Source organism: Vagococcus sp. (assembly GCF_052102835.1).
Taxonomy (GTDB): domain Bacteria; phylum Bacillota; class Bacilli; order Lactobacillales; family Vagococcaceae; genus Vagococcus.
Window position 1 is genome coordinate 33,515 of the sequence record NZ_JBQEIL010000003.1, and the last position, 16,502, is coordinate 50,016.

Consider the following 16,502-nt stretch of genomic DNA (forward strand, 5'->3'; position numbering starts at 1 on the left):
GCTCTTGTGGATCAAGCATATAAAGAGGCCGGCGTTGATATCGAAGCTGGTTATGAAGTCGTTTCACGAATCAAAAAACATGTAAAAAGAACGGATAAATTAGGGGTTATGGGTAGTTTAGGTGGATTTGGAGGCTGTTTTGATTTAAGTGCTTATCAATTAAAAGAGCCGATTTTGGTTTCCGGAACAGATGGAGTCGGGACTAAATTGATGTTAGCGATTGAAGCGGATAAACATGACACAATTGGGATTGATTGTGTGGCGATGTGTGTCAATGACATTATCGCTCAAGGAGCAACCCCTTTATACTTCTTAGATTATTTAGCGGTTGGTAAGAATCAGCCAGAAAAAATTGAAACAATCATTGCCGGAATTACAGAAGGTTGTATTCAAGGCGACTTAGCTTTAATTGGTGGTGAAACGGCAGAGATGCCTGATATGTATGCGAGTGCAGATTATGACTTAGCCGGTTTTGCTGTGGGGGTTGTTGAAAAAACGGCGATGTTATCAGGTGCAACGATTCAAGCAGATGATCTTCTGATTGGTCTGCCTTCAAGTGGTTTGCATTCTAATGGGTTTTCATTAGTTCGTAAAATCCTTTTTAAAGACCATGCTTATAAATTAACGGATAAAATATCAGCTTTAGATAACGAATTTTTAGGTGATTGTTTATTAACACCGACAAAAATTTATGTAAAAACTCTTCAACCTTTATTAGAGAAAAAACGAATGAAGGGGATTGCACATATTACTGGTGGTGGTTTTATTGAAAATATACCGAGAATGTTGCCGGAAGGTTTAGCTGCCCGCTTAACGAAAGAAAGTTGGCCTGTCTTACCCATCTTTAATTTTTTACAAGAGCTGGGTGGGCTAACAACGGATGAGATGTTGGCTATTTTTAATATGGGAATTGGAATGGTCTTCGCTTGCTCTAGAGCAGAATATCCAGAGATAGTTCGCCATTTTACAGCGACCAACCAAGCGTTTTATCCGATAGGAACGGTCATAGATAAAAAAGAAGAAGCTATTGAATGGACTAGTGAAACAACATGGCAAGCGTAAGATTAGCTGTTTTCGCTTCTGGTAATGGGAGTAATTTTACCGCTCTTTATGAGGCCACTCAAGCAGGGCATTTGACTGCTGATATTGTCTGTCTGATTTGTGATCAACGTGAGGCATTTGTCCTTGAAAGAGCTAAAAAAGCAGGAATTCCATATTATCTTGTTGAACGGTTAAAAAAAGAAACTAAGGAAGCTTATGAAGCTCGCTTATTACAGATTTTAGAGTCCGAGAAAATTGATAGAGTAGTTTTAGCTGGTTTTATGCGGATTATCGGTTCGACTCTTTTAGAGGCTTATCCACAAAAAATCATCAACATTCATCCTTCCTTATTACCTAAATATCCTGGAAAACAAGCGATTCGAGAGGCATATGAAAATCAAGCGAAAGAAACAGGAGTCACCCTTCATTTAGTTGATCAAGGAATTGATACTGGACCGATTATTTATCAAGAGAGTTTCGCTTGTTTGCCAGAGGAGACTCTGCCTGAATTAGAGAAAAGAATGCATACTGTGGAGCACCGTGTTTTTCCAAGAGTGTTAGAAAAATGGTTAAAAGGAGTGAGTGTAGGACGATGATAAAAAAACGAGCATTAATCAGTGTATCTGATAAAACAGGTGTTATTGAATTAGCGACGTCTTTAAAAATATTAGGTTTCGAGTTACTTTCAACGGGAGGAACTCAAACTTATTTGGAAGAAGCAGGCATTGAAACACTCTCGGTGTCAGAAGTGACTGACTTTCCAGAAATGATGGAAGGGCGAGTAAAAACATTACATCCAAATATTCATGGCGCAATATTAGCGCGAGAGCAACATCAAGCGGAGTTAGTTGCCCAAAAAATTACTCCTATCGACCTAGTGATTGTGAATTTGTATCCATTTAAAGAAACGATTGATCAAATAGATAGGACGATGGAGGAAGCGATTGAACAGATTGATATTGGTGGCCCAAGTATGTTACGGAGTGCCGCTAAAAATCATGAACGAGTGACCGTTGTTGTGGAACAAAATGATTATTCGAAGATTATTCAAGAATTGACAGAATTTAAAGAAGTCACATCATTAACACGTCGAAAACTTGCAGCGAAAGCTTTTCGCCATACAGCCTACTACGATACACTTATCGCAAATTATTTAACGCAAGCTGAAAATGAAAAATTTCCTGAAAAAATAAGTTTAGGTTACGAACGTGTGGATTCTTTGCGTTATGGAGAAAATAATCATCAACAAGCGGCAGTTTATGCCTCGGCATTACTTCCAGATTATTCTTTGCTTAATGCGATACAGCATCAAGGAAAAGAGCTTTCTTTTAATAATTATCGAGATGGAGATAGTGCAATCCGTTTGTTACAGGAATTTTCGCAACCTACGGCAGTGGCAGTCAAACATATGAATCCATGTGGAGTAGGAACTGGCAATACGATTGAACTCGCTTTTGATTACTGTTTGAAAAGTGACCCTGTTTCAATTTTTGGAGGAGTTGTTGCTTTTAATCGAATCGTTTCTTTGGATTTAGCGAAAGAGCTAACGTCTATTTTTTTAGAAATTATTATTGCTCCAGAATTTACGGAAGAAGCACTCGCTTGGTTAAAAACGAAGAAAAACCTTCGAGTATTGACATTATCAATGGCTAGAGAACCAGAAAAAACAACGTTAGAAGTCACTTCTCTCTTGGGTGGTGTCTTGTTACAAGAGCAGGATTTGGCAGAAGAATGTGTTGAGGATTGGAAGGTTGTTACACAGCGAAAACCAACAAGTGAAGAAATTAATGCACTAAAATTTGCTTGGTCGGTTGTTAAACACGTCAAAAGCAATGCGGTAGTGGTAACAAATGATAAGCAAACTTTAGGGATTGGAGCCGGTCAAATGAATCGGGTGGGCTCTGTCGAACTCGCTTTAAAACAAGCAAAAGGTTGTTTAACTGATGCAGTCGTTGCGAGTGATGCTTTTTTTCCAATGCCAGATAGTTTGGAAAAATTAGCGAAAGCAGGGATTAAAGCTGTTATTCAACCCGGTGGTAGTATTCGGGATGAAGAGTCAATTAAGGTAGCTGATGCAGCGAATATGACGATGATCTTTACGAAAAAACGTCACTTTAAACATTAAAAAAGACGGAGGCAAAGTTGTGAAAATATTAGTAATAGGCAGTGGTGGACGCGAACATGCTTTAGCAGTATCACTTTTGAAAAGTCCTGAAGTCAGTCGTGTTTTTTGTGCTAAAGGAAATCCAGGTATGCACCAAGATGGAATTGAATGTGTTCCAATAGAAGAACTTGATTTTTGTCAACTCATTACTTTCTGTCAAAGAGAAGAAATAACGTATACTATCGTTGGTCCCGAGTTGCCCCTTAGTTTAGGCATCGTGGATGCTTTTCAAGCAGCTGATTTATTGGTTTTCGGACCTACCAAACAAGCCGCTCAACTGGAAGCATCCAAAGATTTCGCTAAACAGCTGATGAAGAAATATCAAATTCCAACGGCCAATTTTGCGACGTTCACCTCTTTAGAACCCGCTTTAGTTTATTTAAAGCAACAAGATTTTCCAACAGTAGTTAAAGAAGATGGCTTAGCTGCAGGCAAAGGAGTGACAATTGTAGCAAATGAAGCAGAAGGCGAAAAATTATTAATCGAATTATTTGCCAAAGGTTTAAACCAAAAAGTCGTTATTGAAGAATTTTTAGTGGGTAAGGAGTGCTCTCTTCTTTCTTTTGTTTCAGAGAAAGGGATTTATCCGATGATAACAGCACGAGACCACAAAGCGATTTACGATGGCAATAGAGGACCTAATACCGGTGGGATGGGAGCCTTTAGTCCGATTCCTGAAATGACAGAACACCAGCAGGATCAGATAATTGCGAACATTGTTGAACCAACTGTTGCGGCGTTGGCTGAAGAAGGAATTACGTTTACGGGTATTCTATATACAGGCTTAATGCTGACTTCAGAAGGAGCAAAGGTGATAGAATATAATGCAAGATTTGGTGATCCTGAAACCCAAGTTTTATTACAACAATTAGATAGTGATTTAGCTTTGATTTTTAAAGATTTACTAGCAAATCAAGCACCAATAATTAAATGGAAGAAAAATAGCGTTAGTTTAGGTGTCGTCATTGCCGCAAAGGGATATCCACTCGAATATGAAATAGGTAGTTTAATTCCCAATTTTATTGATCAACCAGAAGATATTCAAGTGTTTTATGCGGGAGTAGCTAAAAGTGGTCCTAATCTAATAGCGGCCGGTGGACGCATTTTATTAGTTACTACGACAAAGGAAGACCTGTCAGCAGCACATACTACGTTGTATCAGTGGTTAGAAAAGCAACCATTGGATCGATTTTACTATCGTGGTGATTTAGGAAAATAGAATAAAATAAAGAGAGACGGCCTTTTTAGGTTCGTCTTTTTTTGTGGGAAAGCCTAAGTTTCTATAATAAATAACAATCGATTTTATTTGAATTCAGCAATTTTATAAGCGTGTCGATTTCTATAGTGATTAAGCAAATCACATTAAAGAGAGCGTTTCATTTACTTTCCCTCAGTTTTCTTGTCAAATTAGATGAATTTTCTTGAATTTTACCGTATAATGAGGGGTAAGAGTTGAGGAGGGCTTTCTAAAGGTCTCCTTTTTTTAATGAAAGGAAAAGGTATGGTTGAAAATTATAAACCAGATTGGGTGTTGGAAGCAATCTATGATATTACACCAGAACAATTACGAACCCATCAAATCAAAGCTGTTTTGACTGATTTGGATAATACATTAATTGCATGGAATAATCCAGATGGAACACCAGAATTAAAACAATGGATTAAAAAAATGAAAGAAGCAGATATTCCTGTCATTGTTGTTTCAAATAATAAAGCGTCTCGTGTTGCCCGTGCGGTTGAACATTTAGGGTTGGAGTATGTCTCTCGTGCGATGAAACCTTTCACAAAAGGCTTTAAAGAAGTAGAACGTCGTTTTGAATTACCCAAAGAATCGCTAGTCATGGTTGGCGATCAATTGATGACAGATATCAGAGGATCTAATCGTGCAGGGATACGTTCTATTTTGGTTAAACCAATTGTGGAAAGTGATGCTTGGAATACGAAAATAAATCGTTGGCGTGAAAAACGTGTCATGAAAGAATTATTAACTAAATATCCAGAAGAAATGAAATGGAGGACATCATTATGATGACAGAAGAAATTCATTGTATCGGTTGTGGTGCATTGATTCAAACAGAAAATAAGGATGAGATGGGCTATACACCTGTGTCAGCATTGAACAAAGGTATCGAGTCAGGTGAAGTTTATTGTCAGCGCTGTTTTCGTTTAAGACACTATAATGATATTTATGATGTTGCGATGTCAGATGATGATTTTTTACGTCTATTAAATAGTATCGGTCAAACGGATTCATTGATTGTTTATGTTGTTGATATTTTTGATTTCAATGGTAGTTTGATTTCTGGATTGCACCGTTTTGTTGGTGATAATCCTGTCTTGTTAGTGGGGAATAAAGTTGATATTTTACCAAAATCACTTAAAAAAGGGAAGTTAACCCAGTGGATGCGTGAGCGAGCACACGAAGCAGGACTACATCCAATTGATATTGTATTAACGAGCGCTAAGAAGAAAAATGCGATGTTTGATTTATTAGATGAAATTGAAAAATATCGAAAAGGCCGAGATGTTTATGTTGTTGGTGTGACGAACGTTGGTAAATCAACGTTAATCAATGCGATCATCAGTGCTACGGCAGGTGTTGATAATGTTATTACGACTTCTCAATTTCCAGGAACAACGCTTGATAAAATCGAAATTCCTTTTGAAGATGGTAGTTTATTAATTGATACTCCTGGTATTATTCATCGTCATCAAATGGCCCATTATTTAGGTAAGAAAGATTTAAAATTAACGTCACCAACGAAGGAAATTAAACCAAAAGTTTATCAATTAAATGCAGGTCAAACTTTATTTTTAGGTGGACTGGCTCGTTTTGATTATATTCAAGGAGCTAAAACAGCTTTTGTGGTATATGTTTCTAATGAATTATATTTACATCGTACGAAGTTAGAAACAGCCACAGATTTTTATAAAACACATGTTGGAGAGTTATTAAAACCACCAGCTAAAGACGAAGTAACTGATTTTCCAGAACTCGTTCGTTTTGAGTATTCGATTAAAGAACCAACAGACTTAGTTTTTGCTGGGTTAGGTTGGATTACAGTAAAAGATCCAGGAGTTGTTGCTGGATGGGCGCCTAAGGGTGTTGATGTTGTGATAAGAAAAGCATTAATTTAATGAAAGAAGGATATAAATGAAGTTAAGAGGAAAGCAAAAAAGTTTTTTACGTAGTGAAGCACATCATCTGAATCCAGTTGTTCAGATTGGAAAAAGTGGTTTAAGTGAAACGTTATTAGATCAAATCGATGAGTGCTTAGAACGTCGTGAATTAATTAAAGTTAGTTTATTACAAAACACTGAAGAAACAGCTAAAGATGTTGCTGAAGTTATTGAAGAAACATTACATGCCGATGTCGTTCAGATGATTGGTCGAGTATTAGTTGTGTTTAGACCTTCATCAAAGGAAAAATATCAAAGAGTTTCACAACAAGTTCGTGTGCTTTAAGATTTGGAGGTGACTTTAACGAATGAAGCTCAAAACAAGTAGTGGTACGCAAGTTGAAACTTTAAGAATAGCGGCAATGCAACCGAAGAAATCAGTTGGATTGTTGGGTGGCGGTTTTAATCCTGTCCATTATGGGCATTTGCTTATCGCGGATCAAGTGTGTCATCAGCTTTCTTTAGATGAGTTTTATCTCGTTCCTAGTTTTGAATCACCACACGTTGATCCAAAACAAACAATCAGTGCGGATAAAAGAGTTGAGATGCTTAAATTAGCCACAGAAGATAATCCTAATCTTAGCTTAGATTTATCAGAAATTACTAGGGGTGGAAAAAGCTATACTTTTGATACGATTCAATCAATGATTGAAAAAAATCCAGATACGTTATACTATTTCGTTATTGGTGGAGATATGGTAGAGTATTTATCAACTTGGTATCGAATTGATGAACTTGTTGAAATGGTTCAGTTTGTAGGGGTCAATCGACCTGGTTATTTGAAAGAAACCCCTTATCCTATTATTTGGGTCGATGTGCCTTTAATGTCACTAAGTTCAACCGCTATTCGCCAAAAAATAAAGCAAGGGTGTTCCGTCAAGTATTTTTTACCAGATTCAGTGATTGATTATATAATGAAAGAAGGGTTATACAAAGAATGACAAAACAAACTGAGTGGCGTCAAAACTTTGTTGCTTTATCACGTGATGAACTTTTAGTTAAAGTCGCTTCTCAAATGAGTAACAAGCGATTTCAACATGTTTTACGTGTTGAAGAAAAAGCTCTCGAAATTGCAGGGAAATTTCCAATGGATTTAGAGAAAGTTAGTATCGCAGCCTTAACACACGATTATGCTAAAGAACGCCCAGATGAGGAAATGATTGCAAGAATTAAAAAAAGTCAGGTCGATCAAACCATCCTTTCTTTTGGTAATGCCATTTGGCATGGTGTGATGGGAGCTGAAATTGTTCAAGAAGAATTAGGAATTACGGATGCGGAAATTTTGCAAGCGATTCGTGTGCATACAACGGGAGATGTCGTCATGACTTTATTAGACAAAATTATATTTGTAGCCGATTATGTTGAAGAAGGTCGTGATTTTCCAGGTGTAGAGGACGCACGTCAACTAGCTCTGACTAATTTAGATGAAGCCGTCAGATATGAAATCAAGCAAACACTTTTATTCTTAGCTTCAAAGAATCAAAAAATTTACCCAAAAACAATCGATGTTTACAATACATGGGTAGCAAACTACAAGGAGGATTTATGTTAGAAAGCAAACAACTTTTAGAAATAGCAGTAAAAGCAGCAGACGATAAACGTGCCGAGGAAATTATAGCATTAGATGTGTCAAAGGTGTCATTATTGGCCGATTATTTTGTGATTTGTCATGGAAATAGTTCGAAGCAAGTGGTGGCTATTGTTGATGCAATCACTGACGGCGTCTATAAAAACAAAGGCGAAGTGAAACAAGTCGAAGGTCGTGATTCTGGTAAGTGGGTACTTGTCGATTTAGGAGATGTGATTGTTCATGTCTTCAATGGTGAAGAAAGAGCCTTCTATAATTTAGAAAAATTATGGCGTGATGCACCACTAGTTGATGTTTCAGGTATGGTTGATTAAAATGGCTAGCTATGAAACATTTGCTAAAATCTATGATGAGGTTATGGATGATAGTCTGTATGAAGATTGGTTGGCATTTACTCAAAAAAGGTTACCTCAATCAGCACAACGTATTTTAGAATTAGCTTGTGGGACTGGAGTTTTATCTCTTTTGCTAGCAGCTAAGGGATATGATGTGACTGGCTTAGATTTATCATCTGAGATGGTTAAATTAGCTAAGGAACGTGGTGAAGCCGCTAACTCAAATGCTAAATTTGTAGAAGGCGATATGTTAGAATTATCGCAAGAAACTCTTTTTGATGCGGTGACTTGCTATTCTGATTCATTATGCTATATGGCAGATGAAGAGGCATTGGCACAAGTTTTTGAAGGTGTTTATTTAAGTTTAAAAGAAACGGGAACCTTTATTTTTGATGTGCACTCCATCTCTCAAATAGAGAATGGTTTTAAGGAGTACAGTTATCATTATCAGACGGATGATTTTGCCTTTTTATGGGAATCTTATCCTGGTGAAGTTGACCATAGTGTTGAGCATTTTTTAACTTTTTTCATCCAAGAAGAAAAAGAGAAATTCACTCGATATGATGAACTTCATGAAGAAAGAACGTATCCAATCGAAACTTATCTGACACTTTTAAAACAAGCAGGGTTTAAAATGATTAAAACGTATGCTGATTTTACTGATCAAGTACCAACTCAAGAATCTAAACGTTGGTTCTTTGTCTGTGAAAAATAATAAAATTTAGATAAGGTTGTGGCAAAATGAAACTATTTTGTTGCAACCTTTTTGTAAATAAAAAAAGAGAGAGGAAGAAACCCGTGAAAAGTTGTGGTTTAATTGTTGAATATAATCCTTTTCATCTTGGGCACGCGTATCATATCCAACAAGCGCGAAAAAAAAGTCAAGCGGACGTCATCGTAGCAGTGATGAGTGGTAATTTTTTACAGCGTGGCGAACCAGCGTGTCTCGATAAATGGCGACGAACAGAAATGGCCTTAGCGTCAGGTATCGATTTAGTTGTGGAATTACCTTTTGCTTCCGCCGTTCAATCTGCCGATTATTTTGCATCAGGTGGTATTAAGTTACTCCATGCATTAGGTGTGGATAGTTTGTGTTTTGGGACTGATCAAACAGAAACAATGGATTATGCAGCTTTTGGCAAGTTTCATGTGAGTCAGGAAGCACGAATTAACCAACGTTTCCAAGAATTAGAACAACAAAATGCTAGTTATCCAGAGCGAATGACTACTATTTATCGTGAGTTACTTCCTGAATGGACCCTTGATTTTTCATCACCTAATCATATTTTAGGAATGGCTTATGCTAAGGAAAACGCAAGATTTGATGAACCAATGATACTTTATCCGATAGCGAGAAAAGGAAGTACTTATCATGAGGTGGAACTTAAAAACCAAGAATTTACGAGTGCAACTGCGATTCGTCAAGCTTTAGTAAGAGGTGAGCTGCCGACGATTCAATCCTTTGTTCCTCAAACAAGCTATCGTTTATTAGAAAATACCCCCATCACGCAATGGTCTGATTTTTGGCCGTTACTTCAATATCGCCTATTAACCAGTTCAATCTTGGAACTAAGTCAAATCCATCAAGTGTCAGAAGGCTTAGAATATCGATTAAAAGAAATGAGCAAAAAAGCAACTTCTTTTGAACATTTGGTTGAATTGCTAAAATCTAAACGCTATACGTGGACACGAATTCAACGACTTTTGACCTATGTCTTATTAAATATTAGTAAAAAAGAAATGCTTGAAGCGAACGCTTCTTCTTATTTAAGAGTTTTAGGCTTTAATGAAAAAGGTCGTTCCTATTTAAAACAGCAAAAACCGAAAGTATCCTCACCGTTGATTACTAATATCAATCGTAAAAATGAAAAACGATTATCATTAGATATAAAAGCTGGTCTGGTTTATCAATTAGGCCCTATTAAAGGCGAACAAGATTATTTTCGTGCGCCACTTTATCTAAAAGACTAGAAAAAGCTCAGACTAGAAATAGATGAATAAATCCAACTCAGGTCCTATGACAATTGGCAAGAAACTTGGCATAATAGAGACATAGGAAAGACCTATTATAAGGAGGCTATTAAGATGCAAGAAAGAGAAAGAATTTTAGACTTAGTAAAGCAAGGTGTCTTGTCAACTGAAGAAGCATTAGTGCTACTTGAAAATATAGCAACTGAGAAAGATGAAAAACTAGTTGATGAAGAAGCAGCTCGTGTAAAAACGAGTTCACAAGTCAATGAAACTTATGAAGCCGAACGCGAAGAACAATATGCCAAGTTATTAGAAGAAGCTAATTTAGTTTCTGTCCATTTAGATCAAGTGAATGAAGATATTCATTTAATTAAACGCCAAATGAGTGATGCGCAAGAAGTAATTACTGTAATCGATACGTTTGAAGATTTAGAAGAAATATCAGCTGAACAAGTAGTAGAACGTGAAACACATTATGATCGTTTAGAAGAATTAGAACAAACATTAAAACGTTTGCTACTAGAAAAAGAAGGGTTACAAAATAAATTAGAAGGCATCAAAAAAACGCAACGACATCAAAAGAAAGACGATCTGCTCTCTAAATTTGATCTACCAGAAGATTGGAAAGAACAAACCAATGAAACGATTAATCGTTTCGCCAACAAAATGGGAAAAACAGGGAATCAGCTTGGTACGATTGTCAAAAAAACCTTTGAAACTGTGAGTAGCTCAGTCAATGATAATATTGATTGGAAAGATATTAACATTAAAGTTCCAAGTGTGGTCACTCAGAGCTTCACGCATGAATTTATCTATCCAGCGAATGAAGCGACGATTCTTGATATCAAATTGGCAAACGGTGAAGTTCAACTTGAAACCTGGGATCAACCCGATGTTAAGATTGAAGCTGATATTAAATTGTATGGTAAGATGAATGCAGGGACACCGTTAGAAGCTTTTCTAGAACGTAGTCGCCTTGAAGTGGATGATGATAAGATCTTAGTTCATATTCCGAATAAACGGGTACGTGCCGAGTTAAAAATCTATTTGCCAGATCATATGTATGATTATTTAGCTATCAAGATGCTAAATGGTGACATTCATTTGAATAATATGGATGCGACAGATGTTTTCTTAAAAACGACGAACGGTGACATGACTGTTACTAACTTTACAGCAACGATGGTTGAAGTTGAAGGCGTCAATGGAGAAGTGAAAATTAAAGACAGCAACATTACGGATTTCTTAGGAGATTTAGTGAATGGGGATGTAACGATTAGAGGCAATGTTGTTAATCAACAAATTAATCTAATCAATGGAGACGTGAGAGTAACCGCAACTGACTCAACTTATCGTCGTATCGAAGCGAGTGTTGTGAGTGGTTCAATTAAAGTTGCCCTTCCTAGTGAATTGGGTGTGGAAGGTTTATGTAAGACAAACTTTGGGAATATCAAAAGTCGGTTAGCAGAGTTAGAAATTATACGTGAGAAAAAAGATCGTAGTAGTCAAAAGTTAGAAATGCGTCGCTTGAAAGAAGAAATGGTACAGTTGAAATTAAGTACAACGACAGGGAATATTTATTTGAAAGATACTGATAGCAAAAATTAAAGATAAAATTAGAGGTGAATAAAATGAAAAAGAGATTAACAAAATCAAATACTAACATTGTTATTTCAGGATCTTTAGCAGGAATTGCAGAATACTTAGGGATTGATCCAACTGTTTTAAGGGTATGTTATATCATACTATCCTTTTTCTCAGCAGGTTTTCCAGGCATCATGGTGTACATTTTATTGATGATTTTAATTCCTAAATCAAGAGAAAATAAATCACGCAACGACTTTTTTGGGCAATCAACGCATTATAAGGAAAATCCTTATTATCAAAAACGACAAGGAGATAGTCGTCCTAGAAAAGAAGCTAAAAAAGTGGATGATGATGACGACTGGAGCGATTTTTAATGTCTGGTTTTCAGCGAATTATTGTTAATACTTTAGCATTTGTATCACTATCGGTGATGTTCCCTTCTAAAATTTATGTCGGCAGTTTCTTGATTGCTGTTATCGCTAGCTTGGTTTTAGCTGTTTTGAATTTTACGATCAAACCATTGCTTCACATTTTGTCGTTACCTTTAACGATTATTACTTTTGGTTTGTTTAGTTTTGTGATTAATGCTGCGATGTTAATGATGACCTCAGCTATCATGGGCGAATATTATTTTGCTTTTTCTAGCTTTGGTTCAGCGTTATTTATTTCATTGATTTTATCAGTGATTAATTCAATTGTTGCTAATCATAATGCCAGTAAATATATATAAAAAGTCGAAAATAAGATTCGGCTTTTTTTATTTGGTTAGATTTCTAGTAAGAGTGACTATAAAATGCTAAAATGAAGCAGTCAACTGTAATCGAAAGGAAGTGTTTGTGACAAATGCCATTAGTAGAAATTAAAGAAATCGTTAACCAATTGCAATTAAACGTCTATTCAGGAGAAGAATTTTTAAATAGAACCGTTTCTTCCAGTGAAATTTCACGACCTGGACTAGAATTAACGGGATATTTTAATTATTATCCACATGATAGAATCCAACTTTTTGGTCGTAAAGAAATTACTTTTATTGAAAAGATGACTTCTGAAGAACGCTATATGATTTTTAAAAGTTTATGTCGAAAAGATACCCCTTGTATTGTGATTGCACGAGGTTATATTCCTCCACTAGAAATGGTTGAGCGAGCGAATAAAGCAGGAATTCCAATTATTACGTCTACGATTTCAACCTCACGCTTATCAGGAATTATTTCTAACTTTTTAGAAGGTGAACTGGCCGAAAGAACTTCTATTCATGGCGTTCTGGTCGAAGTGTATGGTCTGGGAGTTTTAATTCAAGGACATAGTGGAATTGGTAAAAGTGAAACCGGTTTAGAGTTAATTAAAAAAGGCCATCGGTTAATTGCGGACGATCGCGTTGATATTTATCAACAAGACGAAAGAACCGTCATAGGGGAAGCGCCTGAAATCTTAGAACACTTGATGGAAATTAGAGGGGTTGGTATTGTTGATATCATGAATCTCTTTGGGGCTAGTTCGGTAAGAAATAGCTCACAAATTTCATTGGTGGTTAATTTGCAGGATTGGAGTAAGGATAATAAGTATGATCGTTTAGGTTCAGCCACAGAATCAATTGTTTTAGGAAATGTTCCTGTTCCGAAAATTACAATTCCTGTTTCAACAGGGCGAAATGTAGCGATTATTATTGAAGTCGCTGCTATGAACTTTAGAGCCCGAACGATGGGGTATGATGCCACGAAAAAATTTGAAAATAATTTAGCTCAATTAATTCAAACGAACTCAGAAGGAAAGGATGATTAATTGATGTTAGCAACTGTTAATCCTACCGCTTTCGAGATTTTTGGGATTGCCATTCAATGGTATGCGATCATTATTGTTTCAGCGATTGTTTTAGCCTCTTATCTTGCTAGTCGGGAAGCAAAACGTGTCGGACTGAGAGAAGATGATATTGTTGATTTTATGCTTTGGGCGATTCCAATTGCATTTGTAGGGGCCCGTCTCTATTATGTTCTTTTTGAATGGCACTATTATATTAAGCATCCATTAGAAATATTAGCGTTTAGAAATGGTGGGTTAGCCATCTACGGTGGGTTAATTGCAGGTGCGTTAGTGGTTTATTTCTTTACCCAACATCGCTTTATCTCGACTTGGAAATTTTTAGATGTTTTAGCACCTAGTGTTATTTTAGCGCAAGCAATTGGCAGATGGGGTAACTTTATGAATCATGAAGCATTTGGGGAAGTGACAACAAAAACTTTCTTAGAAAAACTTCATTTACCAAACTTTATTATTGAGAATATGTATATTGAAGGGGCTTATCGTCAACCTACTTTTCTTTATGAAAGTAGTTGGAGTCTTTTAGGTTTTATTATTATTATCATCCTTCGTCGTCGGACGAATTTCTTTAAAGAGGGAGAAATCATCTTGACGTATGTTATTTGGTATTCGTTTGGTCGTTTCTTTATCGAAGGAATGCGGACAGATAGTCTGATGTTATTTAATACGTTGAGAATCTCACAAGTTTTATCTGGAATCCTTTTCGTAGCAGCTATTGGTTTGTTTATTTATCGTCGCAAGACACAAACGGTTCCTTATTATACTCGGAATAAAGCCTTACCATCTTAGATGAGCTATGTTAAAATAGAAGAGAAGTCAGATTAGTTTAAGGAGAATGATAATGAGACAAAAAATCGCTGTTTTAGGTGCGGGTTCTTGGGGAACGGCATTAGCTATGGTTTTAGTAGAAAATGGTCATGAGGTAACTCTTTGGGGTCATCATAAAGATCAGATTGAAGAGATTAATACAATTCATACTAATAAAAATTACCTTCCTAATATTGAGTTGCCACAGGCATTAAAAGCGTCTGAAACAATCGCTGAGTGTGTTAAGGAGGCAGATGCAGTTCTGTTTGTTGTTCCAACAAAAGCGATGCGGGAAGTGTCGAGATCATTTAATGAAGTGTGTGAAAACCAACCGATTATTATTCATGCAAGTAAAGGGTTGGAACAAAAAACACACAAACGAATTTCGATTGTTTTAGAAGAAGAAATCGCCGCAAATAAACGTAAAGATATCGTGGTCTTATCTGGTCCTAGCCATGCAGAAGAAGTGGCAGTTAAAGATGTAACAACAATTACCGCAGCTTGCAGTCATTTAGCAAGTGCTAAATATGTTCAAGCTATTTTTTCAAATGTTTATTTCCGTGTTTATACGAATCAAGATGTGATTGGTGTTGAAATGGGTGCTGCCTTGAAAAATATCATTGCTTTAGGTTCAGGAGCATTACATGGTTTAGGTTATGGTGATAATGCACGAGCAGCAATTATGACGCGTGGTTTAGCAGAAATTAGCCGATTAGGTGTAGCAATGGGAGCCGATCCATTAACCTTTATTGGTTTAAGTGGCGTTGGCGATTTAGAAGTAACGTGTAATAGTATCCATTCTAGAAATTGGCGCACCGGTAATTTATTGGGTCAGGGTCAAAATTTAGATGATGTATTGGAGAATATGGGGATGATTGTTGAGGGTGTGTCGACAACGAAAGCAGCTTATGAATTGGCTCAGGAACGTAAAATTGAAATGCCAATTACAGAAGCGATTTATCGCGTCCTTTATCAAGATGGATCGATTGCTTCAGTTATTAAAGAAACGATGTTGAGAGATTATAAATCTGAACAAGAATTTTAATAAGGAGATCTATAAAATGAAAAAAGTTAAAAAAGCAGTTATCCCTGCTGCTGGTTTAGGGACTCGTTTTTTACCAGCAACGAAAGCGATGGCGAAAGAAATGTTACCTATCGTCGATAAACCAACGATTCAATTTATTGTTGAAGAAGCACGGGCTTCAGGTATTGAAGATATTCTGATCGTTACAGGTAAAGCCAAACGCCCGATTGAGGATCATTTTGATTCGAATCTAGAGTTAGAGATGAATCTGAAAGAAAAAGGTAAAACGGATTTATTAAAACTAGTTGAAGAAACAACAGGGTTAAATTTACATTTTATTCGCCAATCACATCCTTTAGGCTTAGGCCATGCCGTACTACAAGCAAAATCTTTTGTAGGCAATGAACCTTTTGTTGTGATGCTAGGTGATGATCTAATGACCGACGAAGTTCCATTGACGAAGCAGCTAATTGATAAATATGACCATACTCATGCGTCAACTATTGCCGTAATGGAAGTGCCTAAAGAAGACGTCAATAAATATGGCATTATTAATCCGGGAAAAGAGGTTGAACCTGACTTATTTAATGTGATTAATTTTGTTGAAAAACCTGCTGTAGATAAAGCACCAAGTAATATGGCAATTATTGGTCGTTACCTTTTAACTCCTGAAATTTTTAACATTTTGGAAAATCAAAAACCAGGAGCAGGCAATGAAATTCAATTAACCGATGCCATTGATACTTTGAATAAAACACAACGCGTTTTTGCTAAAAATTATAAAGGGAAACGCTACGATGTTGGCGATAAATTTGGTTTTATGAAAACAAGTATCGAATATGGCTTGGAGCATCCTCAAATTAAAGAAGATTTAAAAAATTTGATTTTAGAATTGAGTGACCAAATTCGTTCGGAAGAAAAGAAAAATTCGAAAAAAGAAAATAAAAAATAATTAGTTGAGAGGGGTTGTAGCGGATGTTCTAATCT

19 protein-coding genes are annotated in these 16,502 nt (G+C 36.4%); all 19 read left to right on the forward strand.

Features of this window, described 5'->3' with window-relative positions; translation table 11 throughout:
* The first annotated feature begins 6 nt into the window (after positions 1–6).
* The 19 genes from purM (at position 7) to galU (ending at position 16,467) form a co-directional block, all read left to right on the forward strand.
* On the forward strand, positions 7–1,062 hold the full coding sequence (gene purM, locus ACTJFD_RS03970) for a phosphoribosylformylglycinamidine cyclo-ligase (protein WP_442259817.1): 1,056 nt from the start codon (positions 7–9) through the stop codon (positions 1,060–1,062).
* The gene (gene purN, locus ACTJFD_RS03975; protein ID WP_442259818.1) at positions 1,050–1,637 is read left to right on the forward strand and encodes a phosphoribosylglycinamide formyltransferase; all 588 of its coding nucleotides are present in this window, start codon (positions 1,050–1,052) and stop codon (positions 1,635–1,637) included. The genes purM and purN overlap by 13 nt, the downstream gene beginning before the upstream one ends.
* Entirely contained in the window at positions 1,634–3,166 is a 1,533-nt protein-coding gene (gene purH / locus ACTJFD_RS03980) for a bifunctional phosphoribosylaminoimidazolecarboxamide formyltransferase/IMP cyclohydrolase (RefSeq protein ID WP_442259819.1), read from the forward strand. Before purN ends, purH begins: the two co-directional genes overlap by 4 nt.
* A gap of 19 nt (positions 3,167–3,185) precedes the next feature.
* Positions 3,186–4,424, forward strand: coding sequence for a phosphoribosylamine--glycine ligase (gene purD, locus ACTJFD_RS03985; RefSeq protein ID WP_442259820.1), 1,239 nt, complete (start codon positions 3,186–3,188; stop codon positions 4,422–4,424).
* A 282-nt stretch (positions 4,425–4,706) separates the two neighbouring features.
* Complete coding sequence (locus tag ACTJFD_RS03990; RefSeq protein WP_442259992.1) at positions 4,707–5,234, forward strand: YqeG family HAD IIIA-type phosphatase; 528 nt, start codon at positions 4,707–4,709, stop codon at positions 5,232–5,234.
* Complete coding sequence (gene yqeH / locus ACTJFD_RS03995; protein ID WP_442259993.1) at positions 5,234–6,343, forward strand: ribosome biogenesis GTPase YqeH; 1,110 nt, start codon at positions 5,234–5,236, stop codon at positions 6,341–6,343. The genes ACTJFD_RS03990 and yqeH overlap by 1 nt, the downstream gene beginning before the upstream one ends.
* A 16-nt stretch (positions 6,344–6,359) precedes the next feature.
* The gene (gene yhbY / locus ACTJFD_RS04000) at positions 6,360–6,671 is read left to right on the forward strand and encodes a ribosome assembly RNA-binding protein YhbY (protein WP_442259821.1); all 312 of its coding nucleotides are present in this window, start codon (positions 6,360–6,362) and stop codon (positions 6,669–6,671) included.
* A 22-nt stretch (positions 6,672–6,693) separates the two neighbouring features.
* Positions 6,694–7,326: a nicotinate-nucleotide adenylyltransferase gene (locus tag ACTJFD_RS04005; protein ID WP_442259822.1), complete on the forward strand. Its 633-nt coding sequence runs from the start codon at positions 6,694–6,696 to the stop codon at positions 7,324–7,326.
* Positions 7,323–7,937, forward strand: a complete 615-nt coding sequence (gene yqeK / locus ACTJFD_RS04010; RefSeq protein WP_442259823.1) for a bis(5'-nucleosyl)-tetraphosphatase (symmetrical) YqeK — start codon at positions 7,323–7,325, stop codon at positions 7,935–7,937. The genes ACTJFD_RS04005 and yqeK overlap by 4 nt, the downstream gene beginning before the upstream one ends.
* Positions 7,931–8,287, forward strand: coding sequence for a ribosome silencing factor (rsfS, locus tag ACTJFD_RS04015; RefSeq protein WP_442259824.1), 357 nt, complete (start codon positions 7,931–7,933; stop codon positions 8,285–8,287). Before yqeK ends, rsfS begins: the two co-directional genes overlap by 7 nt.
* Position 8,288: 1 nt before the next feature.
* Positions 8,289–9,023 carry a class I SAM-dependent DNA methyltransferase gene (locus ACTJFD_RS04020; protein ID WP_442259825.1) on the forward strand — a complete coding sequence of 245 codons (735 nt, stop codon included), beginning with the start codon at positions 8,289–8,291 and terminating at the stop codon, positions 9,021–9,023.
* An 83-nt stretch (positions 9,024–9,106) separates the two neighbouring features.
* Complete coding sequence (locus ACTJFD_RS04025; RefSeq protein WP_442259826.1) at positions 9,107–10,279, forward strand: nucleotidyltransferase; 1,173 nt, start codon at positions 9,107–9,109, stop codon at positions 10,277–10,279.
* Between the two features lie 114 nt (positions 10,280–10,393).
* Positions 10,394–11,887, forward strand: coding sequence for a daptomycin-sensing surface protein LiaX (gene liaX / locus ACTJFD_RS04030; RefSeq protein ID WP_442259827.1), 1,494 nt, complete (start codon positions 10,394–10,396; stop codon positions 11,885–11,887).
* A 23-nt stretch (positions 11,888–11,910) separates the two neighbouring features.
* A complete protein-coding gene (locus ACTJFD_RS04035; RefSeq protein WP_442259828.1) occupies positions 11,911–12,240 on the forward strand; it encodes a PspC domain-containing protein in 330 nt (109 codons plus the stop codon).
* On the forward strand, positions 12,240–12,596 hold the full coding sequence (locus ACTJFD_RS04040; protein WP_442259829.1) for a phage holin family protein: 357 nt from the start codon (positions 12,240–12,242) through the stop codon (positions 12,594–12,596). Before ACTJFD_RS04035 ends, ACTJFD_RS04040 begins: the two co-directional genes overlap by 1 nt.
* 113 nt (positions 12,597–12,709) lie before the next feature.
* Positions 12,710–13,648 (forward strand): HPr(Ser) kinase/phosphatase, encoded by a 939-nt coding sequence (hprK, locus tag ACTJFD_RS04045; protein WP_442259830.1) that lies wholly within the window; start codon positions 12,710–12,712, stop codon positions 13,646–13,648.
* 3 nt (positions 13,649–13,651) lie between these two features.
* Positions 13,652–14,473, forward strand: coding sequence for a prolipoprotein diacylglyceryl transferase (gene lgt / locus ACTJFD_RS04050; protein WP_442259831.1), 822 nt, complete (start codon positions 13,652–13,654; stop codon positions 14,471–14,473).
* Between the two features lie 52 nt (positions 14,474–14,525).
* Complete coding sequence (locus tag ACTJFD_RS04055) at positions 14,526–15,536, forward strand: NAD(P)H-dependent glycerol-3-phosphate dehydrogenase (RefSeq protein ID WP_442259832.1); 1,011 nt, start codon at positions 14,526–14,528, stop codon at positions 15,534–15,536.
* 16 nt (positions 15,537–15,552) lie between these two features.
* Complete coding sequence (gene galU / locus ACTJFD_RS04060) at positions 15,553–16,467, forward strand: UTP--glucose-1-phosphate uridylyltransferase GalU (RefSeq protein WP_442259833.1); 915 nt, start codon at positions 15,553–15,555, stop codon at positions 16,465–16,467.
* Positions 16,468–16,502 lie beyond the last annotated feature (35 nt).

Coding starts and splice junctions, on each gene's coding strand:
- purN (WP_442259818.1), top strand. CDS start 1,050: ATGGCAAGCGTAAGATTAGCTGTTTTCGCTTCTGGTAATGGGAGTAAT.
- purH (WP_442259819.1), top strand. CDS start 1,634: ATGATAAAAAAACGAGCATTAATCAGTGTATCTGATAAAACAGGTGTT.
- ACTJFD_RS03990 (WP_442259992.1), top strand. CDS start 4,707: ATGGTTGAAAATTATAAACCAGATTGGGTGTTGGAAGCAATCTATGAT.
- yqeH (WP_442259993.1), top strand. CDS start 5,234: ATGACAGAAGAAATTCATTGTATCGGTTGTGGTGCATTGATTCAAACA.
- yhbY (WP_442259821.1), top strand. CDS start 6,360: ATGAAGTTAAGAGGAAAGCAAAAAAGTTTTTTACGTAGTGAAGCACAT.
- ACTJFD_RS04005 (WP_442259822.1), top strand. CDS start 6,694: ATGAAGCTCAAAACAAGTAGTGGTACGCAAGTTGAAACTTTAAGAATA.
- yqeK (WP_442259823.1), top strand. CDS start 7,323: ATGACAAAACAAACTGAGTGGCGTCAAAACTTTGTTGCTTTATCACGT.
- rsfS (WP_442259824.1), top strand. CDS start 7,931: ATGTTAGAAAGCAAACAACTTTTAGAAATAGCAGTAAAAGCAGCAGAC.
- ACTJFD_RS04020 (WP_442259825.1), top strand. CDS start 8,289: ATGGCTAGCTATGAAACATTTGCTAAAATCTATGATGAGGTTATGGAT.
- liaX (WP_442259827.1), top strand. CDS start 10,394: ATGCAAGAAAGAGAAAGAATTTTAGACTTAGTAAAGCAAGGTGTCTTG.
- ACTJFD_RS04035 (WP_442259828.1), top strand. CDS start 11,911: ATGAAAAAGAGATTAACAAAATCAAATACTAACATTGTTATTTCAGGA.
- ACTJFD_RS04040 (WP_442259829.1), top strand. CDS start 12,240: ATGTCTGGTTTTCAGCGAATTATTGTTAATACTTTAGCATTTGTATCA.
- hprK (WP_442259830.1), top strand. CDS start 12,710: ATGCCATTAGTAGAAATTAAAGAAATCGTTAACCAATTGCAATTAAAC.
- lgt (WP_442259831.1), top strand. CDS start 13,652: ATGTTAGCAACTGTTAATCCTACCGCTTTCGAGATTTTTGGGATTGCC.
- ACTJFD_RS04055 (WP_442259832.1), top strand. CDS start 14,526: ATGAGACAAAAAATCGCTGTTTTAGGTGCGGGTTCTTGGGGAACGGCA.
- galU (WP_442259833.1), top strand. CDS start 15,553: ATGAAAAAAGTTAAAAAAGCAGTTATCCCTGCTGCTGGTTTAGGGACT.